This window comes from Serinicoccus hydrothermalis (assembly GCF_001685415.1).
Taxonomy (GTDB): Bacteria; Actinomycetota; Actinomycetes; order Actinomycetales; family Dermatophilaceae; genus Ornithinicoccus; species Ornithinicoccus hydrothermalis.
This window is the reverse complement of record NZ_CP014989.1, coordinates 1754284-1776992: the sequence shown is the minus strand read 5'-3', so window position 1 is coordinate 1776992 and position 22709 is coordinate 1754284. Positions and strand designations below refer to the sequence as shown.

21 protein-coding genes are annotated in these 22709 nt (G+C 67.4%); 10 read left to right on the top strand and 11 right to left on the bottom strand.

All coding sequences use genetic code 11. The annotated features are described in order from the left end of the window. Positions 1-26: 26 nt before the first annotated feature. Together SGUI_RS08195 and SGUI_RS08190 are read right to left on the bottom strand one after the other, a co-directional pair. Positions 27-353 (bottom strand): type II toxin-antitoxin system PemK/MazF family toxin, encoded by a 327-nt coding sequence (locus SGUI_RS08195; RefSeq protein WP_022923225.1) that lies wholly within the window; start codon positions 351-353, stop codon positions 27-29. Beyond that, the gene (locus SGUI_RS08190) at positions 350-556 is read right to left on the bottom strand and encodes an antitoxin MazE-like protein (protein ID WP_066638586.1); all 207 of its coding nucleotides are present in this window, start codon (positions 554-556) and stop codon (positions 350-352) included. Before SGUI_RS08190 ends, SGUI_RS08195 begins: the two co-directional genes overlap by 4 nt. A gap of 515 nt (positions 557-1071) precedes the next feature. On the opposite strand from SGUI_RS08190, the gene SGUI_RS08185 reads away from it, so the two are divergent. From SGUI_RS08185 to SGUI_RS08170, 3 genes are all read left to right on the top strand, one after another. Beyond that, positions 1072-1488 carry a hypothetical protein gene (locus SGUI_RS08185; RefSeq protein ID WP_066638581.1) on the top strand — a complete coding sequence of 139 codons (417 nt, stop codon included), beginning with the start codon at positions 1072-1074 and terminating at the stop codon, positions 1486-1488. Between the two features lie 842 nt (positions 1489-2330). Then, positions 2331-3083 carry a hypothetical protein gene (locus SGUI_RS08175; RefSeq protein ID WP_157621779.1) on the top strand — a complete coding sequence of 251 codons (753 nt, stop codon included), beginning with the start codon at positions 2331-2333 and terminating at the stop codon, positions 3081-3083. A 304-nt stretch (positions 3084-3387) separates the two neighbouring features. Beyond that, entirely contained in the window at positions 3388-4053 is a 666-nt protein-coding gene (locus SGUI_RS08170; RefSeq protein WP_191090968.1) for a hypothetical protein, read from the top strand. Positions 4054-4205: 152 nt separating this feature from the next. On the opposite strand, the gene SGUI_RS17405 is transcribed toward SGUI_RS08170, so the two are convergent. After that, positions 4206-4970 (bottom strand): hypothetical protein, encoded by a 765-nt coding sequence (locus tag SGUI_RS17405; RefSeq protein ID WP_157621777.1) that lies wholly within the window; start codon positions 4968-4970, stop codon positions 4206-4208. Positions 4971-5103: 133 nt separating this feature from the next. Here SGUI_RS17405 and SGUI_RS08155 point away from each other — a divergent pair, with 133 nt between their 5' ends. The 5 genes from SGUI_RS08155 (at position 5104) to istB (ending at position 9724) form a co-directional block, all read left to right on the top strand. Then, a complete protein-coding gene (locus SGUI_RS08155) occupies positions 5104-5457 on the top strand; it encodes a hypothetical protein (RefSeq protein ID WP_066638572.1) in 354 nt (117 codons plus the stop codon). 115 nt (positions 5458-5572) lie between these two features. Then, positions 5573-5977, top strand: a complete 405-nt coding sequence (locus SGUI_RS18400) for a transposase (RefSeq protein WP_153011684.1) — start codon at positions 5573-5575, stop codon at positions 5975-5977. A gap of 358 nt (positions 5978-6335) precedes the next feature. After that, a complete protein-coding gene (locus tag SGUI_RS18395) occupies positions 6336-6977 on the top strand; it encodes a transposase (protein WP_418314013.1) in 642 nt (213 codons plus the stop codon). Positions 6978-7373: 396 nt separating this feature from the next. Further along, entirely contained in the window at positions 7374-8927 is a 1554-nt protein-coding gene (istA, locus tag SGUI_RS08140; protein WP_066636904.1) for an IS21 family transposase, read from the top strand. After that, entirely contained in the window at positions 8924-9724 is an 801-nt protein-coding gene (gene istB / locus SGUI_RS08135; protein ID WP_066636906.1) for an IS21-like element helper ATPase IstB, read from the top strand. Before istA ends, istB begins: the two co-directional genes overlap by 4 nt. 682 nt (positions 9725-10406) lie before the next feature. On the opposite strand, the gene SGUI_RS17395 is transcribed toward istB, so the two are convergent. From SGUI_RS17395 to SGUI_RS08100, 8 genes are all read right to left on the bottom strand, one after another. Then, entirely contained in the window at positions 10407-11039 is a 633-nt protein-coding gene (locus tag SGUI_RS17395; protein WP_157621776.1) for a hypothetical protein, read from the bottom strand. Between the two features lie 499 nt (positions 11040-11538). Further along, complete coding sequence (locus tag SGUI_RS08130) at positions 11539-13347, bottom strand: ATP-dependent helicase (protein WP_083190575.1); 1809 nt, start codon at positions 13345-13347, stop codon at positions 11539-11541. Between the two features lies 1 nt (position 13348). Next, positions 13349-15124, bottom strand: coding sequence for an AAA family ATPase (locus SGUI_RS17065; RefSeq protein ID WP_083190574.1), 1776 nt, complete (start codon positions 15122-15124; stop codon positions 13349-13351). 200 nt (positions 15125-15324) lie between these two features. Then, positions 15325-17757, bottom strand: coding sequence for an AAA family ATPase (locus SGUI_RS18275; protein ID WP_066638567.1), 2433 nt, complete (start codon positions 17755-17757; stop codon positions 15325-15327). Between the two features lie 44 nt (positions 17758-17801). After that, a complete protein-coding gene (locus SGUI_RS08115) occupies positions 17802-18641 on the bottom strand; it encodes a mechanosensitive ion channel family protein (RefSeq protein ID WP_066638565.1) in 840 nt (279 codons plus the stop codon). Next, entirely contained in the window at positions 18638-20029 is a 1392-nt protein-coding gene (locus SGUI_RS08110) for a DUF2254 domain-containing protein (protein ID WP_157621775.1), read from the bottom strand. Before SGUI_RS08110 ends, SGUI_RS08115 begins: the two co-directional genes overlap by 4 nt. Positions 20030-20044: 15 nt before the next feature. Next, a complete protein-coding gene (locus tag SGUI_RS08105; protein WP_083190573.1) occupies positions 20045-20881 on the bottom strand; it encodes a crotonase/enoyl-CoA hydratase family protein in 837 nt (278 codons plus the stop codon). Positions 20882-20967: 86 nt separating this feature from the next. Next, positions 20968-21411, bottom strand: coding sequence for an OsmC family protein (locus SGUI_RS08100; RefSeq protein ID WP_066638562.1), 444 nt, complete (start codon positions 21409-21411; stop codon positions 20968-20970). Between the two features lie 100 nt (positions 21412-21511). Between SGUI_RS08100 and SGUI_RS08095 the strand changes: the two genes are divergently transcribed. Then, positions 21512-21982 carry a VOC family protein gene (locus tag SGUI_RS08095; protein ID WP_066638560.1) on the top strand — a complete coding sequence of 157 codons (471 nt, stop codon included), beginning with the start codon at positions 21512-21514 and terminating at the stop codon, positions 21980-21982. Beyond that, entirely contained in the window at positions 21979-22647 is a 669-nt protein-coding gene (locus tag SGUI_RS08090; protein ID WP_066638557.1) for an alpha/beta fold hydrolase, read from the top strand. The genes SGUI_RS08095 and SGUI_RS08090 overlap by 4 nt, the downstream gene beginning before the upstream one ends. The last annotated feature ends 62 nt before the right edge of the window (positions 22648-22709 follow it).

Below are 22709 nucleotides of genomic sequence, written 5' to 3'. Positions count from 1 at the left end.
TGCGACGACACAGACAGACGCGTCCGCTACCTAGCCAGGCCGAGGAAAGCCATGAGGGCGCGTTCGACCTCCACGAGACTTTCGGGCGCCAGGCGGCCAATGCGGGTACCGACGTTCTCACGGCGGACTGTGGTGACCTTGTCGATCATGACCTGGCTGTCGTGCTGCAGGCCGGTGAAATCATCGGCGGCGACGCGTACGCGAAGCAGAGGGGCATCTACCAGCGTCGTCGTCAGGGGCGCCACGGTCACCGAGGCAGTGCCCTCGAAGAGGTCGTCCTGCACGATCAGTGCGGGCCTCGGCTTGGAGGCGTAGACACCCCCGGCGACGGTCCACAGCTCGCCGCGCCTCACTCCTCGTCCCAGGGGGCGGTGACGGCTTCGACGAACTCCTGGTCATCGGACTGCTCGTCCGCCCTGGCGACCAGGGCCGCCTGACGTTCGGCCTCCTGTGCGAAGCGCTCGCTACGCACGTCCGGCACCCAGATCTGCACGGGTCGAAGTCCGCGTGCGCGCATCCTGCGCCGGTACTCGCTGACTCGATGCTTCACCGTCATGCCTACCACGTTACATGTAACGACAGTGCAGCGGAAGGCGGCTACGTCCCTAACAGCGCACCAAGATTTGGGTCCCCACCTCACCCGCCGAGCGACCAGCGGCAGTACAGGACGTGCGCGCGGGGCGGCCTCTGTCTACGCTAGAAACGAAGTGCGCGCTACCCGGGGAAGGAAGTCATGTGGTGATCACAGTCGGCGAGAAGGTGGTGGCCCGTGGACGCTTAGTCGAACGGGATGATCATGAGACGTGCTTGGGGTTCTGGGGAGAAGGGAATGAGCCCTGGCCTGATGACGTCCGGGTACCGCGTGAGTATCCGGCGGTGCAGCTGCTGGCTGACTCTGCGCCTGAACTCACATCTCTCCGAGGCAGATGTGTCGAGGTCTGGGGCCGGTGGGACGCTGAGGGATGGATCCAAGTCGAGCAAGTGGCAATGGTTGGAGGGGCGGGCCCGAGCACCTCCCTTACTGATCGACCAGCAACTGGGGACTTGCCTGACCGAAAGCGCAGTGCGCGAATGGCCGACATCGAGGATCCGTTGTTCCAGTCTGGAGATCTACTCTGGCGCGTCCTCCCCCAAGACCCGCAAGTTCGCGGTGCGGTCATCAGGCAGCGTGGCAGCGACCCGAGGCCCTTCGATCAGCTCCTGCAGGTCTACACCGAGGAACACCCTGACGTTCCCGTCACGATGCACGAAAGCCGTCACAGTTGGCAGGAGTTGGAGGACGCCCAAGAAGCGGTGGCTGGGTTACCCCACCATCAGAAGGCCTCTTCCGGAATGGGCCTGAACGACGATCGGTCGGACGTGCGCTTAGCTGTCGACCTCCTGTACCCAACGGCAGAGATCTTGGCCACGTTGGACGATCTACCGGGAGGGATCATCCGAGTGAACTACCTCGTACAACCGGCATGCGGGATGCCTGACCCCGCCTGACACTATGCGGCATGAGCGTGCACTCCTGGCTCAGCCGGCGCTGATTGTTTCCCTGACTAGAGTGCTCGGCCATGGGTACTGCGAGGGGTGAGAACGAGCCGTTCGACGTCTTGGATGTTGAGCGCCGCAGAGCCGTGCCTGCGGCGATGGTTATGGCCCTCGGCTCTGTCTGGGGGATCGGCTTGGCCCTGGGTGCCCCCGAGCACCGGCACCCTGTCTTGTTCTGGTTGCCCGTTGCGGTCGTCGTCCTGGGGTGGGGCATCTGGTTGAGCTACTTCGTCGCCCAGCGTCGCCGAATCGAGCGGAAATCCATCCAGACCCTAGAGGACGATGAGCGGCGGCATGAATAGCCTGTCGCCGCGGTGAGGGAGGGGCCAACTCGTTGAGAATGACGGAAGTGAACCCTTCACGCGACGCGGCAGAAGCGGATGCCGGTCGCCTGACGCGGACCGGCTTCGCGCCGTTGCTCAACCGGCGAGACGGTGCCAGGCTGGTTGCCATGGACATCGGGCCACGAACTTGCCCGTCCTGCGGGATGAACGCCCACCCAGTGACGGCAACTGGCGCGGGGAAGCTGGTCCAGCCACAGGTCACACTCCACATTCCATATAGGTGCCGGTGCGGCCTTCAATTCTTGGACAGGATCGCCACGCGCGAGTTTGAGCCGACACCGCCGACGCACTGAATCCAGCGGCGACGAGGGTCTGACCGCGCACATTGCAACTGGCGGCTGTCGACAGCGGCAACAGTGTGCGAAGCGCGGCAGTACAGGACGTGCGCGCGAGGCGGCGTCTGTCTACGCTAAGAATGAAGTGCGCGCTACTCGGGGGGAGGGAAGTCAAGTGATGATCACTGTTGGCGAGAAGGTGGTGGCTCGTGGACGTTTAGTCGAGCGGGATGATCATCGGATGTGCGTGGGGTTCTGGGGAGAAGAGAATGAGGCCTGGCCCGATGACGTCCGGGTACCGCGTGAGTATCCGGGGGTGCAGCTGCTGGCTGACTGTGCGCCCGAACTCACACCGCTTCGAGGCAGATGTGTCGAGGTGTGGGGCCGGTGGGACGCTGAGGGCTGGATCCAAGTAGAGCAGGTGGTCATGGTTGAAGGGCTGGGCCCGAGCACCTCCCTTCCTGATCGACCAGCAACTGGGGACTCGCCTGCCCCGAAGCGCAATAAGCGGACGGCCGCCATCGAGGATCCGTTGTTCGACTCTGGAGATCTACTTTGGCGCTTCCTCCCCGCAGACCCGCAGGTTCGCGGTGCGGTCATCAGGCAGCGCGGCAGCGACCCGAAGCCCTTCGATGAGCTCCTTCAGGTCTATGCCGAGGAACATCCCGGCGTTCTTGTCACGATGCACGAGAGCCGTCACACTTGGCAGGAGTTGGAGGACGCCCAAGGAGCGCTGGCTGGGTTACCCGACCATCAGAAGGCCTCTTTCGGAATGGGTCTGAACGACGATCGGTCGGACGTGCGTTTAGCTGTCGACCTCCTGTACCCAACGGCAGAGATCGCGGCCACGTTGGACGATCTACCGGAAGTGATCATCCGGGTCAACTACCTCGTACAGCCGGTACCCGGGGCGCCTGACCCCGCCTGACACTATGCGGCAAGAGCGCGCGGTCGTCGCAGGGCACTTGCCTGCTCTCTTGACTAGACTGCGACGCGATGGCGAGTCCCTCTTGCAGGTCGGACCTAAACAGGTTGCTCGAGATTGCCTGCGGTCCGTGCGCTCGTCACAGGCGGCGCAGCGCAGTGAAAGAGACAGTAGGCTCAACGCTGCGCCTGCCGCTTCAACGCATGTTCCCCGCCACTGCTAGCGTCTGTCTCGAAACGGCAGGGACAATGTGGAGGGGCAGGGCATGAGGCGGACTTTCGCTATCACGGCAATGGGGTGCGCAGCGATGGCGTTGAGCGCCTGCGGCGAAGCCACCAACCCGCAGATGGTGACAGTAACGGAGACGGTCACTCAGCCTGCGGCGGCAGCGTCGCCGACGTCGAACGACTCCGGGGTGACAGAAACGAGCGATACAACCCCCACGACGGAGGGCACTGCCGGGGAAAGCGCCGAGGAAACGGACGACGAGAACGCGAGCGACTACGACTTCGGGGAGCCGCAGACCAACGCACGCGGCAACCTTGTCAAGGACGTCGGCCAATGGGCAGGCATGACATTGCCGAACGGCGATTTCACCGCCGTGTTCCGGGTGACCGACATCGAGGTCGATGTCGGGTGCACTTCTCAATACGCGCAGCCAGCTAAGAACGGCCAGTTCGTGGCGCTCACTTTCGAGGTCCACACCATGCCGGAGCTATCTGAGGACCCGTTCGGCCAAGTCATGATCTCCGCGCACGACTTCGCAGTCTTCGATGAGGACAGCAAACGCGAGAACGACTCCGTCGGCAATGCGTACGGCTGTCTGAACGAGAGCGAAGTGCTGCCTGAATCAATCGGGCCCGGAGAAGAGGTGAGGGGCAAGATCGTTCTGGATACGGGCGTGGAGTCCGGGTCAATGGTGCTGAATGGCATGAACATGGGCGTCGATGGGGCGTGGGCTTGGGATTTCTAGACTCTCGGGAATATTCCGCGAATGTCAACGGTCAACGCCTATCGGCGTAAGGAAGTATCCGGAGAATACTCTTTCACAGAGCCCAGGAGGACCGACGAGCGGCGTTTGACGTGCGTCCTGTCAGAGCCTGGATCGGCCGGTGCTTTGGCCTGCTACACATCGGGGATGTCTGTGTCGTCGCCTCGTCGCTGACACCACAAGTCCCAGGCCGCTTCCATGAGACCCATGACGTTGGACCACATCACGAGGAATTGCACCTCGCTGGCCTGCTCCTCAAAGTCTGTATCCCAAGTCCAGGTCCGGGCGTGCGCGGTGCCCGATCCCATGCGCCAGAGGGTCATGACGCTGTGAAGTGGGTCCTTCGAGCCAGGCGGCATGAGCGGTGCCACCAGCTTGAGCATCTCAGTCTCTTTGATCGATGAACCTGCCTTCTGCCCATGAGACTGGAGAGCTGCCTCGCAGTCACTTACGAACTGCTCGGCCTCGGTTCGGGCCATTTCGGTATCGCGCGTGACACCAGCGCTCTCCTCCGCGTCCCGCACGACGTTGAGAACGTCGTTGGCTTCGCTGCGCAGCAAGCGCAGGGTGCGAACCTCACGATCCTGCAACTTCTCAGGTTCCAGGACGTAAAGGGCGCGAGCTGATCCCAAAAGAGTCGCCCGCGCAAGGCTGAGATAAGGCTTGCTTGGAACACCCCCCGTACCTGCCGTGACCAAGTGCGCCAGCCCCGCATGCTCGCCTGCGGTGCCGAGTGCGCGCCAAGCCACCAGGCCGGTGTTGTGGTGACGACGCCCTAATAGTGGCGTGTCGAGGTCCGAGCCAGGGGCCCGGTAGGCACATTTTCCATACTGCACGCGGCGGGCCCATCGGCCCATTCTCTCCAAAGTCCAGTTCAGCGTGTCGCTGTAGTCACTCATGTACCGAGGCTAGTCCACCTGTCGTCCTGGACTTTGGAACAAGGCAGAGGACACGTCTGTACCAGCGAGTCGTTTGGTGGGAGGTCACCCGCAGCGGCATGACAGTGTCGTTTCCTGCACCTACGATTCAGTCATGCACGGCGACGAGGATCGGGTCATTGAAGCGTTCTGTGGCTTCATGAGCGCAAGGGGGTGGTCTGTATCGCGTGAGGTCGACCACGTGGATGTGGTGGCGGAGAAGGACGGGCTCAAGGTGCTGGCCGAGGCGAAAGGGCGTACGGCCGCGATCGGCTTAGACGTAGACACGATGTTCGGTCAGCTACTGCGGCGCATGCCGGCGACAGGGCCGAGCGATGGGACGCGATTTGCGGTCGTGGTGCCGACAGCAGCTGTGAGTGCGGTCCGGCGCGTTCCCGCTTGGGTGCTCGAGGATTTGCAGATCGACATCTACGTGGTGGGCGACGACGGGTCAGTCACTGCTCCCTGACGTCGCCTGACGCGGCAGATGAGTATCTGCCGAAGCCCTGTGCGTCAGGATGGGGTGAGACACCACTGCTGATCTGCTACTGACCTCGCACGGGGCGAGAGATGGACACTTTGAGATGACGATGACGACAGCTGATGTCGGCACCGATGATGGGGTTATGTCCCCTCGCGCTGACCAGCCGAAGCGGCGGAAGTTCACCGCTGAGTTCAAGGCCGCGATCCTGGCCGAGTACGACGCGGCCGACCGCGGTGAGCGGGGCGCGATCCTGCGCCGGGAGGGCCTTTACAGCTCACACATCATCGAGTGGCGCAAGGCCGCCGCAGCCGGCGCGCAAGCCGGGCTGGCCGGCCCGCCACGCGACCGGCGGGACAAGGAGATGCAGGCGCTGCGGGCACGGGCGGAGAAGGCCGAGGCCGAGCTGGCCCGCACGAAAGCTGCCCTGGATCTGGTGGGAAAAGCACACGCGCTCTTGGAGACGCTCTCCGAGAGCGCGGAGCAACCGCCGCGGTCGCGGCGGTGATCAACCCAGCCGTCGACGACCTCGCCGTCCACGTCGGCACCGCCAGGGCGTGCGGGCTGCTGGGCCGCTCTCGCGCCGGCCACTACCGGGCCAAGAACCCGCCCCCGCGAGGCCCCTCGACGCCGCGGCCGGCACCGGTCAACAAGCTCACCGGGGCCGAGCGGGCGCACGTGCTGGCGGTGCTGACCAGCCAGGAGTTCGCCGACAAGTCGGTCGCGCAGGCCTGGGCGACGCTGCTGGACGAGGGCACCTACCTGTGCTCGCAGTCCACGATGCACCGCATCCTGCACGAGAACGACATGGCTGGTGAACGACGCCGGCAGGCCACCCACCCGCCCCGGGCGCGGCCCGAGCGCTGGTGGCCACCGCCCCGGGGCAGGTATGGAGCTGGGACATCACGAAACTGCGCGGCCCAGACCGCGGCGTGTTCTACGACCTGTACGTCGTGCTCGACATCTTCTCCCGCTTCGCCGTCGCCTGGACGATCGCGGCCCGCGAGGACGCGCAGATCGCCAAGAACATGCTCGAGCACGCCATGGGCATCCACGGCGTGCCCGAGGCGATCCACGCCGACCGGGGCACCTCGATGACCTCCAAACCGGTCGCCCAGCTGCTGGTGGACCTGGGCGTGGCCCGGTCTCACTCCCGCCCGCACGTCTCGAACGACAACCCGTACAGCGAGGCCGCGTTCAAGACCCTCAAGTACGCCCCGGTCTTCCCCGAGCGGTTCGGGTCCCTGGCCGACGCCCGCGCGTTCGCCGGGCAGTTTTTCTCCTACTACAACCACGAGCACCGCCACTCCGGCATCGGGCTGCACACCCCCGCCAGTGTCCACTACGGCACCGTCGGCCAGGTCCGCGCTCAGCGCCAGTTCACCCTGGACGCGGCCTACGCCGCCCACCCAGAGCGGTTCGGCAACCGCCGGCCCGAGCCGCCCAGACTGCCCCAGGCAGCGTGGATCAACCAGCCCTCACAGGAGGCCCTCATACAGACCGCCTGACGGAAACTGTCTCACCCGCCTTGACACCTTCCGAAGTGGGAGCTCTGGCCGCGGAACCCGACAGCGTTGTCAGACTGAGCGAACGAGAGTCGATAAACGTTGGTAACTGGCTCGGTGATGCTGAGAGAGGTGGAATTCAGCCCACTCGACATGGCATTCTGCAAGCCTGCTGGCCCGAAGAGGTGGACAGGGAAAGCGAAGCGATGAGCGGTGATGGGACCGCGTCGGTTGAGGGTGCCGGCGAAGGGGCAGCGGTCGAGGCTCTGCACAGTGAGTGTGCCAGTCTGAAGTGGCCCCACTTGGAGGTGTAGTGCTGGTCTGAAGTGGCCCCACCCTCGACCCCGAACTTCCCTCTACTGTCCGGATCGTCTGCCAAGGCGATCACGGAGGTGGAGGGTGAAGGAGAGATCGAGAGTGGAGCAGTTCGAACGTATCCGACGCGACCGGCGCGATGAAGGCCTGTCGATCAGAGAGCTCGCCAGGAAGCACCGTGTGCACCGGCGCACGGTCCGTGCGGCGTTGGCCGACGCGGTCCCACCGCCACGGAAGGTGCCCGAGCGTGAGGCACCTGTCACGGGTGCGCACGTGGAACTCGTGCGGTCCTGGTTGACGCAGGACCTGGACGCGCCCCGCAAGCAGCGGCACACCGCCCGCCGGGTCTGGCAGCGGCTGATCGAGGAGGAAGGAGCGGTCGTGGCCGAGTCCACGGTGCGCAACCTCGTGGCCGGCCTACGCGCCGAGGTCGCCGGGTCACAGACCCAGGTGATGATCGTCCAGGAGCACCCGCCGGGTGAGGAGGCCGAGGTCGACTTCGGTGAGTTCCGCGCCAGCATCGGCGGCGTCGTGCTGCGGCTGTGGATGTTCTGCATGCGCCTGTCGCACTCGGGCCGGGCGTTCCACTACGCCTACGCCAACCAGTCCCAGGAGTCTTTCCTGGACGGGCACGTGCGCGCGTTCGCCGCGTTCGGCGGGACACCGACCGGGATGATCCGCTACGACAACCTCAAGCCCGCGGTCATCCGGTGCGCGTTGGGCAGGGAACGGTTCGAACACCCACGCTTCGTTGCCCTGCGGTCGCACTACGGCTTCGACTCTTTCTACTGCCAGCCCGGGATCGAGGGCGCGCACGAGAAAGGCGGGGTCGAAGGAGAGATCGGCCGGTTCCGTCGCCGGCACCTGACCCCGGTCCCGCACGTGGGCTCCCTGGCCGCGCTGAACGAGGCGATGGCCGCCGCCGACGCCCGCGACGACGCCCGCCGCATCGGCGCCCGCCGGGTCACCGTCGGAGCCATGTTCGCGGACGAGGCCCCGCTGCTGCTGGCGTTGCCACCAGTCCCCTTCGACGCTTCGGCGGCACTGTCGGTGCGGGTGGACGCCAAGGCGCGAGTGTGCGTGCGCCAGTCGTACTACTCGGTCCCGGCCCGCTACGCCGGGACCCGCCTGGACGTCGCGCTCGGCGCCACGACCGTGCGGGTGCTGGACCGCGGCACGGTGATCGCCGAGCACGTCCGCTCCCTGCACAAGGGCTCCCAGGACCTGGTGCTGGACCACTACCTGGAGGTCCTGACCCGCAAACCCGGCGCCCTGGCCGGCTCGAGCGCGTTGGCGACCGCCCGGGCGAACCGGACGTTCACCCCGGTCCACGAGGCGTACTGGAGGGCCGCCCGTGCCCGCCTGGGCGACAGCGGCGGCACCAGGGCGTTGATCGAGGCGCTGCTGCTGCACCGCACCCTGCCCACCCACGCGGTGCTGACCGGGATCACCGAGGCCACGACAGCCGGGGTCTTCGACGCCGACGTCATCGCCATGACCGCCCGCCGGCTCCTGCACGCGACGCCCAGCCCGCCACCGGTGCCCGTGCCCGAGGGTGCACCACCAGCGGCCCTGGTCCACCGCCCGGCGCCCTGCCTGGGTTCCTACGACCAGCTGCTCACCGGGGCCGGAGCATGAGCGCGGCCACGCCAGCGGTCACCGCGCTCGGTGCCGACGCCGCCCAGGCCGCGGTCACCGCCGCCGCCAAGGCCCTGGGGCTGCCGACCGTGCGGGAGGAAGCCGCCCGGTACGCGGCCGCGGCGGCCAAGGCCCGCCTGACCCACCTGGCATTCCTGGCCGAGGTGCTCTCCGCCGAGTGCGACGACCGTGAGCACCGGCGCCGACAACGTCGGATCAACGAGGCCAAGTTCCCCCGCCACAAGCGCCTGTCCGACTTCGACACCGCCCGCCTGCCCGACCTGCCCGCCGCGACCCTGGCCCACCTGGGCACCGGCGCGTGGATCGAGGCCGGGCAACCGCTGGTGCTGCTCGGCGACTCCGGAACCGGCAAGACGCACCTACTCATCGCCCTGGGCATGGCCGCGGCCGAGCAGGGTCACCGGGTCCGCTACATCACCACCGCGGCCCTGGTCAACGAGCTGACCGAGGCCGCCGACGACAAGCAGCTCACCCGCGTGGTCAACCGGTACGCCCGACTGGACCTGCTGTGCCTGGACGAGATCGGCTACGTCCACCTCGACCCCCGCGGGGCCGAGCTGCTCTTCCAGATCATCACCGCCCGCGAGGAACGAGCCTCCATCGCCTGCGCGTCCAACGCCCCGTTCAGCGAGTGGGGCACCACCTTCACCGACCCCCGACTGGCCGCCGCCGTCGTCGACCGGCTCACCTTCAACGCCCACATCATCAACACCGGCACCCAGTCCTACCGACTCGCTACCACCCGCACCCGCCAGGAGGTGACCCCACCACGCTGACCCCCTCCGGGGAGACCGAGCACCATCGACACGCCCTCAGCCCCCCCCCCCCCCCCCGAGGGTGGGGCCAAATCAGAACAGCACAGTGGGGCCAAATGGACTTGTCATTCTCAGCACAGGGCGGCGAGGCGGCATCGCCTGGCCTTTCCGTTGGTCTTGATGGTCCTGGGGGTGCTTTGGTCAGTGGCCATGAGCGCTACGACTTCTGCGTCCTTCTGGCAGACCGTTCTCAGCGTGGTGGTGTTCGCCGTCGTCTTCGGTCCCGCTTGGTGGTTTCTCGCGACGCCAAGTTGGGTAAGACGACCTCCCGACTCCTTGGTGCGCGGTGTCGTAGTTTCCGAGAAGCTCGGCGAGCTCCACGTCCGGTGTGAGGACGATGTTGTCGCGATCGCCCGGTCCGGTGTGACGTCACGGCTCACTAAGGGTGACTGTGTCTGGTTGTCGCAGCCGCAAGGACGCAGCGCCGCGGTCGTCGTACGCGGCCCCGAGGACACGCCGACGGTCGTTGCTGCATCACCCCGGCGGCTGTGACGGCGCAGCCGACCTCTTCACTGCTCACGACATCGTTGGGCGCCGACAACACAAGGAAATCGGAAGCAACCAGGCGCGTTGCGGCAAAGTAGTGCGTCTGCAGCCACTCGGGGGCACCGGTCCGGGGTCGCGTGCAGCGTTCGACGGCTGCCTACGCGGCAGCGTTGTCGAACATGCGGCGCTGCAGTTCAAGGTGGCGGCGTAGGTCATCCAATGAGCCGACGGAGGTGTCTGCCGCTACAGGCAATCGATCGAGTTCAAGCGCATTCGCACCGATCAGTTCGTTGGTGTAGCTGGCGACGATTCCTGCGAGGGCCCTCAATCGTTCCGATGAAAACCCACTGAAGGGCATGTTGGCCTGATCTTCATCCTGCGCAGCATCGAGATCAGCCAAGAGTGCGTCGATCACAACGGCGTTGAGGGTTCCTTCACCAGCGGCGTCAAGATACTCAGTTAGAGACGTCGGGGCAGGAACGCCTATGAGATCGTCCTCGACTTCAGCGGCCCTTCGGCGTTTGCTACCCCACACCGCAGCGCCGCTCGCCGCTGCCACAGCGACGAGGCCTAGACCGACCGCAAAAGTCAACGACCGACCTCCCCACTTGTCAATGCCGGCTCGGGCTGCTGCTTCTTCGATCCCAGTTCCCACATCGGCGTCATCCAGGAGTTTGACGAGCCGACCACCGAGATCACGGATAACCCCACCGTCTCTGACGTACTCCCCTGTCAGGACTCGGGCGAGGACCTCTTCGGGAATGTCTAACGGAACCTGGATGATCGCCATGTTGCTCCACTCCTGCGTTCGGCTGCCCCTCGCTCCCATCCTATCGGGCAAGAGTGGGGCCTGCGGCCCGGCACCTGGGACCAGCTCTGGGTGGCATGACCGGACCTGTCTTCTGCTCGAGCTCCATTGGGCGTGACGTTGAACAGTCTCGCCGCGCTCGCCCATGTCAGTACGATCGTGGATCATGAGCGCATGAGCAGACGGCTGACTTCCGAGGCGACCGGCGAGACTACACATCGCATACGCGGGGCGCGCGTTGACGACGAGCGGACGGGGGAGACTACTCATCGCATACGGGGCGACCGTGTCACCGACGAGAACACAGGCGAGACCACCCATAGGATCCGCGGAGACCGGTTGACAGACGAGCGAACGGGGGAGACAACCCACCGAATCCGCGACTAATCTGGCCCCTGGAGGCCGGGCATCTTAATGGGAGTCGCCCCCCCCGGATCGCGAGCCCGCGGTGATAGGCACCCCTCGACGCACTAGCCACGAGCTACTGAATAAGTTCGAGGAACCTCGAAGCGCTTGATGCCCTGCTTCCGTACCTCGTCATTCGAGACGCGGGGCGAGTTAAGAGCAACGAGCGCCGCGCCCGGCTGATAGCCACGTAGAACGTCCTCAACTCGGCCTTTAGGTCCTCCTCTGACGTTGCACGAAAGTCGGGGAGTTGACCGTCGTTAAGTCCCACAACCGCAACGGCAAGGAATTCCCGGCCTTGGGCCTTATGAATCGTTAGCAGACGTACCCCTGGGGCCAAATCATCACCTCGCTGCTGCTTGGCACAGAACAACTTGAAGTTCCCCCATGTCACTGCGGCACGATCCACCTCGGCGTCAAAGCGGGACCACGCCTCCACGAGTAGGCTCAGGTCAGATTCCCAAGCGGCGAGTTCCTCACGCGGAACGGAATCCGGCAGCTCTACCGAACTGAGCGCCGCTGCAAAGTCACTAACACTGCCTACCTGGGCTGCTACGGCCAAAGCAGCGGCTGAGGGATCAGCGTGGGCCTGCAATACGTCCGCGAGTTGGCTGGCCGTGGAGACCTTATCTTCGGAGATATTCAGCAAGCGTCCCAATTGCCAGTGTGTCGAACGGTGCTCTTCCGACGTACGAAGGGAGACGATCTCCATTGCGATCCGGCCTGGGGTACTGGCGAGCCATTCGCCGGACGTACTCGAAGATGCGAATTCAATGCCGCGCTCTGCCAGCGCTGCGCGGACAGACTTGAGCGCGCTGCCTGACCGAGCGAGAACAGCGATCTGTTCGGGTTGCGCTGTGGCGCTCTCGTCCGGGGCGAGGACATCCGGCCTGAGCCCCCGAGTTAGCAACTCCTCGACCCAATTCGCCACCAAGTCCGCTTCTGACGCCTCATCGCGTTCCTCGCGAACGCTGACCTCCCCTGCGGCCGCAAATTCGCCGATAGGGTTAGTGTTGCCCAGCCGGGCCGCAACCGCCTCTACGGCTTGAGCAATGGCCGTCGCAGAGCGGAAGTTCGCAGTCAAGTCAAAGCGGGTGGCGTTGAACTGCTCCGCAAATCGCAGCATGAGCTTAGGGTCCGCACCGGCGAAACTCACGATGGATTGTTTGTCGTCGCCCACTAACATAGTCGGCGTGGTCAGTCGACCGTCGCTCTCAGACGTCAAAGTCATCAGGAGTTCGTACTGCGCTGGGGTCAGGTTCTGAGCCTCATCTACAATCACCTGCTCATAGACTCGACCTATCTGCCTCTTGACAGATTTCACCGCCAAAAGCTCGGTCGCTGCCAAAAGTAGGCCAGGGTAATCAAGCGCACCGGCGTTCTGGAGCGCCTGTTCCCATTCGTCCAAGAACTCACAATGGGTTCGAGTGGCCCGAGCTAGGTCCAGTCGACGAAGAGTCTCCAGCGTATTGTCGGGGGGGTCGATTCCCGTGTCCTCGAGCCAGCGGTCTAGGAGCTCAGCCCGATCTTCGTCACGAACCATTAGTTCAGGCTCGGCGGGCAAACCGATGTGCGTCCCATGCTGCCGGAGCAGAGCGTGCGCGAAGCCGTGCACTGTTTCGGTCTCGATCCGCCGAGAAACGTTCCCGAGACGAACCCGAAACCGCTCTCGCAACTCGGCAGCTGCCTTGACTGTATAAGTTACAGCCAGAACGCGACCCAGCGACTCGGAACTCTCCTCAAGCAGGCGCTCCACGCGCCTTGCTACTACCTCCGTTTTCCCGCTCCCAGCACTCGCCACAACGACTACGGCTTCATCGTCACTCGCAATGGCCGCCGCCTGCTCCGGACTCGGCACTAGCTCGACCAAGTTTGGACCTGTCATGTCACAACACCGCACCAAGTCGGCTGATTAGAGTCTGGAGGGAACTCGGCCAGTTGCTCACGGACGGATACTCCTCGATCAACCTGCTTGCGAACGCAGTTCCACCGTTGCCCTTGAGTTCCTTCATCGCGTGTAGCACTGAATCTGAATCGGCCACCACCACCCCAATGTCCATACACGCTCTACGACAAAGTTCCCTGTCGAATACTGTAAGCATCTCCTCGAACGCACCTTCGATCGGGTCTCCCGAGCCATCTACGCCCATTGCCCAAACGACCTTAGTCACGTCGCTGGCCCCGTGGGCGGCAAGCAGTCCCTTCACAGCCCGCTGACCCTCAATATCCGAGTCAGCGAATAAGAACCAAGGCATGCCGATCATATTCGCGAACTTAACAGCGGCATGAGCGAGTGTCCCGTTCATGCTCTCTGGATCGATCACGCAAATTCCGTGTGCCTTCTCATTCAGGGCGTGTCGAAGAACCACTGGCAAAAAGGCTCGCTCACTCGCTCCGTCGCCTATCACCAAGGCATTGGCAAACAGAAGTTCCCCAAACGGCCGTTCCACCAATCGCCGCAGCTTCTCCATTTCGGCCCGGTGTGCGCTCGGCCTGAAGGCTCGGTGCGTCGCCGCAGCGTCGGACTCAGCGGGACCTAGATCAATCACGCGCAGTTCTGGCTTGCCGCCCGGTAGTATCCGAATGCATCGCGGGTCAACCGCCGTCACTAACTGCGGCGAATGAGTACTAAGAACCTTCTGTCCCCGGAGGTTGCTCAGCAGGCCGGCCAGTTCCAGGCTCGCCTGCGGGTGTAGGTGGGCTTCTGGCTCCTCGATTAGCGTGAGTGGGTGTGGCCTTACCGGAGGACCGTCTGTTCCGAGTCGGCGCTCATAGAGTACGCCCTGAACTTGGAGCGAGGCCAGACTTCTGGATCCCGCCCCGTGGAGTCGAATCGGCATCGCTCCGTTACCGCTATTGAGGTCGATCGAGATTGACCGGGCAAGTTCTTCTAACCGTAGAGGCAGTGCATTTAGCTCGGGTGCACCCATGCTCCCAATTAGACGGTTCAACTGGCGAAGCGATCCTGCGATGGACGACAAGGTCCTGCTTCCGGTTACGATATCGTGACCTAGTGTCGTCAACTGCAACTCAAGCGAGTCGCGGTCGGCCTCCACCATCTCAAGGTCACTCAGTACCTTGCGAATGCTCGAACCGCGTCGGCCGAGCTCCTCCATTAAGTCGCGGCCTGTATTCACGAGGTCTACCGCGAACGCCTGACGATGGTCGCGAGAAAGAGGGAACGGCCGTCCTTGCTCGATCCAGATGCCGCTCACTGCGTTGAAGGTCAGGAATACCGCCTCCGACCTGGCCCCAGTTCCTTCGGAAGACCGCCGTACATGGGTCCGCCAAGCGACCCGCTCTCGGAAGGGCTCCTCCTGCGTGGTCTGACTGAACCCCGCGAACCGCCGTCCGAAAGCCTCGTCGAAGGCGTCCTCATCAGCCTCCGAACTGGGCGGGCCCGGGGCTACGAATACGTCAATCTCAGGTTCCGACGTATCCCCGACGGTGAAGTCGTCCACATCAGCTGGGCGGCCGCCGAAGGCGAGTTGCAACGCGCTGAGGATACGGGACTTACCGACGTTGTTACGCCCCACTAGGAGTGTTAAGTCAGGCTCCAACTCCACTGTGCATTCAGTGATGCCTCGAAAGTTGCGGGTAGTAACCCGCTCGACGTAGACGGATGCGAACTCGGCTGGCCGAGCGACTGTCTGTTCCGTCATGTGTCGAACCTATCAATCTGTCGACGGGACTGTTCGGAGGCGCGTCATGTCGTGGCCGGCTCCTTGGGGGGCGCGCCGGGTGGCCCACGGCGCTACACACGCTCCCTGGGAGCACATCTGGGCACGAGTGGTGCATTCGAGTGGCCGTAGGCATACGGCTGCGGATGTGAAGGCGTCCGCAACTCGGCATGACAGTGATGTCACGTCCGCCCACGGACCGCCACGATTCGGCCGCCTTCATCCCCAGCACCCGGCCCCAGCTCGACCACTACGTCTGCCGTCGCCACAGCCACCGGGTCGTGCTCGGCCACCACGACGGTATGCCCGTGGTCGGCCAGCGCGTGCAGCTGCGCCAGGAGCCGGTGCACGTCGGCGGGGTGCAGGCCGGTGGTCGGCTCGTCGAAGAGGTAGAGCGTGGCGCTGCGGCGCTGCTTCTGCAGCTCGGTCGCGAGCTTGATCCGCTGCGCTTCGCCGCCGGAGAGCTCGGTGGCCGACTGCCCGAGCTGCAGGTATCCCAGCCCCAGGGCATCCAACGCTTGCAACGCCCGTGCCGCCGCCGGCACCTCGGCCAGGACCTCTCGCGCCTCGCGCACGCTCATCCGCAGCAGGTCCGCGACGGTGTGCCCCTGCCACCGGACCTCCAGCGTCTCCGGGCCGAACCGGTCGCCGTGGCAGGTGGGGCACGGGGCATACGTGCCGGGTAGGAAGAGGAGCTCGACGGCCACCGCGCCCTCGCCGCCGCACGTCGGGCACTGGCCGACCTTCGTGTTGAAGCTGAACCGGGAGGCGGTGAAGCCGCGCTCCCGCGCCTCCGGCGTCGCGGCGAACGTCCTGCGCACCGCGTCCCACAGCCCGGTGTAGGTGGCCAGCGTCGACCGCGGCGACCGGCCGATCGGCTTCTGCGTGATCCGCACGACCCGCCGGGGAGCCCCCGCGCCCACGGCTCGCACCGATCCCGCCGAGGCATCGTCCTCGCCCTCGTCGAACCCCTCGTCGTCCCCCTCCGCCTCGACCGCCTCCTCGAGATCCTCCACCCTCGCGAGCTGCGCCCCGACCACGTCGTGCACCGCGTCGAGCAGGCTCGTCTTGCCCGACCCGGACACCCCCGTCACCACGGTGACGACCCCGAGCGGCAGGTCGAGGTCGACGCCCCGCACGGTATACCGCCGCAACCCGCGCAGCTCCAACGCCCCGGACGGCTCCCGCCCACCGGCCGGGGCATCTTCGCCCAGCACCTCAGCAAGGTGCACCGGGTCGTCCAGGTACGCCGCCGTCGGCGACTCCTCCGCCCCGGCCAGCCCCGCGACCGGCCCGGACCACAGCACCTCCCCGCCGTCGCGCCCGGCGCCCGGCCCGACGTCGACCACCCAGTCGCACTGCCGCACCACCGCCATGTCGTGCTCGACCACCACGACCGTGTTGCCCGCCGCCACGAGCGCACGCAGCAGCCGCATCAGCTGGTCGACGTCGCGCGGGTGCAGCCCGGCCGACGGCTCGTCGAGCACATAGACCACCCCGAAGAGCCCCGACCTCAGCGCCGTCGCCAGCCGCAGCCGCTGCAGCTCGCCCGAGGACACCCCCGCCGCCGGCCGGTCCAGCGACAGGTGACCCAGCCCCAGGTCGAGCAGCAGCTCCAGCCGCCCCAGCAGGTCCTCCACCAGCACCTGCTCCGCCTGCGCCTGGGCGTCCTCGCCCTGGAGCTCCCCGCGCCGCTCCCGCAGCACCGACACCAAAGCGTCCACCGGCAGCGCCGCCGCCTCGTCGATCGCCAGCCCCTGCCACGTCACCGCCAGCGCGTCCGGCCGCAGCCGCCGCCCACCGCACTCCGGGCACGGCCGCGTCTCGACGAACCGCAGCATCCGCCGCCGCGACGTCGCGCTCTTCGTCTCCGCGAGCGTGCGCCGGACATACCGCGCCGCCGAGGAGAACGTGCCCTGGTAGGGCCGGTTGATCCGCTCCGCGTCGCGCACCGGCACCACCGTGACCACCGGCTGCTCGTCGGTGAAGAGGATCCACTCCCGCGTCGCTGCGGGCAGCTCGCGCCACGGCGCGTCGATGTCGTGCCCGAGCGTGGCGACGATGTCGCGGTAGTTCTTGCCCAGCCACGCCCCCGGCCACGCCGCGATCGCGCCCTCCGCGATCGAGAGCGAGTCGTCCGGCACCATCGAGGCCTCGGTCGGCTCGTGCTCCACCCCCAGCCCGCCGCAGCGCGGGCACGCACCCTGTGCCGTGTTCGCCGAGAAGTGGTCGGAGTCGAGCCGCTCCGCGCCCTCGGGGTATGCCCCGCACCGGCTCAGCAGCATCCGGAGCGTCGCCCCGGTCGTGGTCACCGTGCCGACGGTCGACCGCGCGCCGCCCGCCCCTCGGCCCTGCTCCAGCGCGACCGTCGGCGGCAGCCCGCCCACGTCGCGCACCTGTGGGTCGAGCGCGCCGTGCAGGAGGCGACGGGCATACGGCGCGACGGAGTCGAGGTAGCGCCGCTGCGACTCCCCGTGGATCGTGCCGAAGGCCAGGCTCGACTTGCCCGACCCGCTCACCCCGGTCACCGCGACGAGCGCGCCGCGGGGGAGGCTGACGTCGACGTCGCGCAGGTTGTGCAGCCGCGCTCCCCAGACCTCGACCCGACCGTCCATGCCGGTCAGGGTATGCCGGGGGCTCGCCAGCCCGACCGCGCCGGTCAGGCGGGCCCCTGCTCGCCGAAGGTCTCGCGCAGCGTCCGCTGCAGCCGCGGCCCGGCGTCGACCGTCACCGCGTCGGACGTCGTCTCGATCCCGGCGTCGGCGAAGGCCCCGAGCACGGCCTGGATCACCGCGTCGGTCGCCTCCTTGGTCTCGAGCTGGCGGGCGCCGGACCAGAACCGCAGCTCGAGCACGACCGCCTTGGTGCCGACGGCGGTGAAGAATGCCTCCGGTGCCGGCTCGTCGAGCACCTGCGGCAGCGCACGCATCGTGCTCACCGCCAGGTCCTGCGCGCGGGCGAGGTCGTCGTCGTCCGCGAGCTCGATGGTGATCGAGCTGCGCACGTGCTCGTAGCCGGTCTGCACCGTGACCAGGTTGCTGTGCAGCACGCCGTTGGGCACGAGCACGAGCCGCCCGTCGAAGGTCCGCACCGAGGTCGAGCTCAGCCGCATCTCCACGACCGTGCCCGCCTGCTCCAGCAGCGCGATCTGGTCGCCGACCTGGATCCGGTCGCGCGCCAGGATGACGATGCCGGCGAAGAGGTTGCCCAGCACCGTCTGGAAGGCGATGCCCGCCGCGATCGAGACGATCCCGACGCCGCCGAGGATGTTGACCGGCCGCACGCTGGGGAAGAGCACGGTCAGCGCGATCCCGATCCCGAGCGCCACGACGACCCAGCCGAGCAGCCGCCCGAAGACCTGCGCCGACTCCTCGCTGCGGCCCCGCCAGCGCAGCGCCCGGCCGAAGGCCATCCGCACCACCTGGCCCAGCAGCACCGACCCGACGAGCACCGCCGCCGCGACGGCGACGCCTTTCCAGGTGATCTCCGGCAGGCTCACGCGCGCTGCTCCGTCGGCGCCGCCTCGTCCTCGGCGCGGGCCCGCCGCACGATCTGCCGGGCGACGCGCTCCCAGTGGTCCAGCGCCTCGGCATACTCCGGCAGCGCCACCGGCCGCAGCCGCTCGATGATGAAGAGGACCTGCCGCGGCACCTGCAGCGAGTTCTCCGCGTAGTGCAGGACCTCCTCCAGCGAGAGGTCGATGAGCTCCTCGACCCGCTGCGGCGTATGCACGAGCCGCACCACGCCCTCGCGCCGCACCGCCCGCGGCAGGTTGCGGCGGGTGACCACCCGCCGCAGGATCCGGTGGATCTCGTCCATGACCTGGCTCGCGGTCGTCGGGTCGTTGATGCCCGGGCTCAGCGCCCGCTCGGCGATGTCGACGAGCTTGCGTATGCCGACCGCCGGGTCCTGGTTGAAGGCGCGGTCCTGCTCGACGGCGACCGCCCGGCGCAGCGTCGCGAGGTCGAGCTCGGACTCGAGCTCCTCCTGGTCGTCGCGGTGCTCGGCGACGGTGACCGGCGCTCCGGGCACGTCGAGGCCCCAGACGCGCAGCGCCGGCGCGCCCTCGGTGACGTAGCGCCCGACCGGGGTGAGCACCTGCACGACGGCGTCGCGCTTGGTCGCCCAGCTCACGAGCGAGCGGTGGTCGATCTCGACGACGTAGCCGTGCTCCTGCGATTCGACGGTCAGCGGCGCCTGCTGCTCCGGCTCGTCCCACCGCGCGTCGCGGCGCTGCGCGGTCGGGTCGTCCGAGCGGGGGAAGTAGCGGTCGGCGATCGCCATCGTCGACTCCCCGAGGTGGGACACGATCGAGGAGACCTGGATCGAGGTCGTGATGTGGTGGATGAACGCGAGGAACATCGCCACGCTCGCCAGCACCAGCAGGAAGCCGAGCGTGATCGAGATCTGCGGCACGAAGGCGGTGATGTCGCCCGTGTCGCCGCGCACCGACCGCAGCACGGTGAGGGCATACGTGAAGGTCGCGGCGAAGATGCCCAGCGTCGCCTGCGTGATCCGGCTGGAGAGGAAGTCGCTGAGCACGCGCGGGCTGAACTGGCTGCTCGCGAGCTGCACCACGACCATCGTGATCGAGAAGACGAGGCCGGTCACCGAGATCATCGCCCCGGCGATGTTGCCGAGCATGTCGCGCGCGCCGCCCGGGCCGCCCTGGAAGACGAACGGCAGGTGCTCGTCGAAGGTCTTCTCCCACTCCGGCAGCAGCGCGCCGGTCACCGTGGCGAGCACGACGATGACCGTCGGCAGCATCCAGAACGGTCGCCAGAACCGGTCCCACCGGGTGATGCTGCGGGTCCGCGGCAGGACGCCGACGTCGTCGAGCTCATCGGTGTCCTCGCGCCGGGAGTCGCGCTGGTTCGCCTCGCTCATGGTCGCCACAGCCTGTCAGGGGGTATGCCCGGCCGCACCTCGACCGGCACCTTCGCCGCTGGTCGTGGGTCGGGTGCCGCCGGGGAGGCCGCTGCGGTCGCCCGCGAGGCGGGCGAGCAGCCCGAGCTGGGCACGGCGCTCGCGGGCGAAGGTGGCCCGCGGGGAGGAGTGCCAGGAGGTGGTGAAGAGCCGCTTGGCGCGGGCCAGGGCCGTGCGGTCGTGTCCGAGCATCGGCTCGAGCAGGGTGCGGGCCTCGGCGACCGGGTCGGTGCCGGTGCGGGTGACCAGGCCCATCTCGTGGGCCTCGCCGCCGGGGACGAGCCGGCCGCTGAGGGTGAGCTCCTTGGCGACGTCGACGCCGACGAGCTCGGCGAGCGAGCGGATGCCGGTCATGTCGGGCACGAGCCCCCAGCGCACCTCGCGGACCGACCAGGACGCGTCAGGGGTGGAGGTGCGCAGGTCGGCGCCGAGCGCGAGCTGGATGCCTGCGCCGAGGCAGTGCCCGTGGACCGCGGCCACGACCGGCACGGGCAGCCGGCGCCAGGCCCAGCAGGCCTCCTGGAAGATGTTGGTGCCGCGCCAGGGCCGGGGCAGGAAGCGGGTGCCGATGCCGACCGGGTCGGTGAGGGCGGCGTGCAGGTCGAGCCCGGCGCAGAAGGCCGGGCCCTCCCCGGTGAGCACGACGGCACGGACGCCCTCGTCGCGGCCGAGGCTGCGCGCGGCACCGACGAGGTCGTCGAGCATGGCCAGGGTGAGGGCGTTGAGCTTGTCCGGCCGGGAGAGGCGGACGTGCGCGACGCCGTCCGGGCCCCGGTCGACGGCGACGTGCCCGCTGCGCTGGTGGGTCGGCATACCTCGCAGCATCCCAGACCCCCGACCGGACACCCCTTCCGTCCGGCGTGAGGACGGACGGAAGGGGTGTCCGGTCGAGGAGGGGCTCAGGACTCCAGCGCGGCGTCCAGGGTGATCTCGACGCCGGTGAGCGCCTTGCTGACCGGGCAGCCGGCCTTGGCGTCCTCGGCGGCCTTCTGGAAGGCGGCCTCGTCGATACCGTCGACCTCACCGCGAACGGTGAGCGTGATCCCGGTGAGCTTGAAACCGCCGTCCGAGGGGTCCTCGCCGAGCGAGACGTCGGCCGAGACGTCCAGCGCCTGCGGCGTGCCGCCGGCCTCGGCGACGAACGCGGACAGCTGCATCGCGTAGCAGGCGGAGTGCGCCGCGGCGATGAGCTCCTCGGGGGAGGTGTTGCCGTCGGCGGAGTCGGCGCTGCGCGTCGGGAAGGAGACGTCGTAGGTGGCGAGCTGGGAGCTGGTGAGCTCGACCTTGCCGGAGCCGTCCTGCAGGGAGCCGGTCCAGGCGGTGCGGGCGGAACGAGTGGGCACGGTGACGTCCTTTCGTCGGATTCAGCTGTTATGGGCGTCAACGGGGAGCGGTGCCGAGGCATTCCGACGGACCACGGGCGCGACCTGACACGATGGGCGCATGCTGAGCGTGCACATGGTGACGATCGACTGCGACGACCTGAAGCCGATGGTCGAGTTCTGGACCCAGGCGCTCCGCACGGAGGTGGCCTTCGACTGGGACGACTTCGTCGTGCTCAAGGGCGAGCCGGCGATCGGGCTGCAGCGGGTGGACGAGGTCTCGCCCGGCAAGAACCGGATCCACCTCGACCTGTCCGGCGGCGAGCGTGCCCCGGAGGTCGCGCGGCTCGTGGAGCTCGGTGCCGACGTGGTGCGGACCCACGACGTGGACGACTTCGGCTGGACCGTCATGGTCGACCCGGCGGGCAACGAGTTCTGCGTCAGCGACCCGCACGGGACGGGGGAGGGCGAGGACGCCGAGGAGCCCGAGCACAAGGAGCCCGAGAGCAAGGCGGAGGAGGAGCGGGAGGCCGCCGGTGACGCGGCCGCCGCCCAGGCCGCCGACGACCAGGCCGCGGCGGACGAGCGATGAGCGAGGAGCCGCAGGAGTCCGGCGCGGTCGACCCGACGCCCCTGGTGCTGCTGCACGCGGAGGGCCAGGCGCCGATGGCGTGGGAGGACGTCGTCGTCTCGCTCTACGGCAGCCGGCGGCTGCTCACGCCGTGGGTGCCGGGCCTGCGACCGACCGAGAAGCAGGTGGTTCCGCTCGCCGACTCCGCCGCGGCGCTGGACCAGCAGCTCATGCTCGAGGGGATGCAGCAGGTCGACCTGTGCGGGCTGTCCTACGGCGCGATGGTGGCCACGCGGCTCGCGGCGGACTTCCCCGAGCGGGTGCGCCGGCTCGTGCTCATCGGAGGCCAGGTGCGCCCGCCGCGCATGGCCCTGCGCGTCCAGGGCGCCGCGCTCAAGCTCATGCCCGCCTCCCGGCTGGCCGAGGCGGGCGTCTCCAAGGAGCGGCTGCTGCAGGCGATGGAGGTGACGCGCGCGGCCGACCTCACCGACGCCCTACCCCAGGTGCAGGCGCCGACCCTCGTGCTCGTGGGCGCGAAGGACAAGACCAGCCAGCCGGGTGCGCGGGCGCTGGCCGACGGCATACCGGGGGCGCGACTGCGCATCGTGGACGGCGCCGGCCACGCGCTCAACGAGGTCGCCCCCGCCGCCCTCGTCGACCTCCTCCGAGACTTCCTGGACACCTGACCCGACCCTCGAGCAACGGACCGGCCGCGCACTTTGTGTCGACTGGCCGCGCACTTTGGTCT

Excerpts from the sequence above, each read along its gene's own strand:
- SGUI_RS08190 (WP_066638586.1), bottom strand. The coding sequence starts at position 556 with ATGACGGTGAAGCATCGAGTCAGCGAGTACCGGCGCAGGATGCGCGCA.
- SGUI_RS08185 (WP_066638581.1), top strand. The coding sequence starts at position 1,072 with ATGGCCGACATCGAGGATCCGTTGTTCCAGTCTGGAGATCTACTCTGG.
- SGUI_RS08170 (WP_191090968.1), top strand. The coding sequence starts at position 3,388 with ATGGCGTTGAGCGCCTGCGGCGAAGCCACCAACCCGCAGATGGTGACA.
- SGUI_RS17405 (WP_157621777.1), bottom strand. The coding sequence starts at position 4,970 with ATGAGTGACTACAGCGACACGCTGAACTGGACTTTGGAGAGAATGGGC.
- SGUI_RS08155 (WP_066638572.1), top strand. The coding sequence starts at position 5,104 with ATGCACGGCGACGAGGATCGGGTCATTGAAGCGTTCTGTGGCTTCATG.
- SGUI_RS18400 (WP_153011684.1), top strand. The coding sequence starts at position 5,573 with ATGACGATGACGACAGCTGATGTCGGCACCGATGATGGGGTTATGTCC.
- istB (WP_066636906.1), top strand. The coding sequence starts at position 8,924 with ATGAGCGCGGCCACGCCAGCGGTCACCGCGCTCGGTGCCGACGCCGCC.
- SGUI_RS17395 (WP_157621776.1), bottom strand. The coding sequence starts at position 11,039 with ATGGCGATCATCCAGGTTCCGTTAGACATTCCCGAAGAGGTCCTCGCC.
- SGUI_RS08130 (WP_083190575.1), bottom strand. The coding sequence starts at position 13,347 with ATGACAGGTCCAAACTTGGTCGAGCTAGTGCCGAGTCCGGAGCAGGCG.
- SGUI_RS17065 (WP_083190574.1), bottom strand. The coding sequence starts at position 15,124 with ATGACGGAACAGACAGTCGCTCGGCCAGCCGAGTTCGCATCCGTCTAC.
- SGUI_RS18275 (WP_066638567.1), bottom strand. The coding sequence starts at position 17,757 with ATGGACGGTCGGGTCGAGGTCTGGGGAGCGCGGCTGCACAACCTGCGC.
- SGUI_RS08110 (WP_157621775.1), bottom strand. The coding sequence starts at position 20,029 with ATGAGCGAGGCGAACCAGCGCGACTCCCGGCGCGAGGACACCGATGAG.
- SGUI_RS08105 (WP_083190573.1), bottom strand. The coding sequence starts at position 20,881 with ATGCCGACCCACCAGCGCAGCGGGCACGTCGCCGTCGACCGGGGCCCG.
- SGUI_RS08095 (WP_066638560.1), top strand. The coding sequence starts at position 21,512 with ATGCTGAGCGTGCACATGGTGACGATCGACTGCGACGACCTGAAGCCG.
- SGUI_RS08090 (WP_066638557.1), top strand. The coding sequence starts at position 21,979 with ATGAGCGAGGAGCCGCAGGAGTCCGGCGCGGTCGACCCGACGCCCCTG.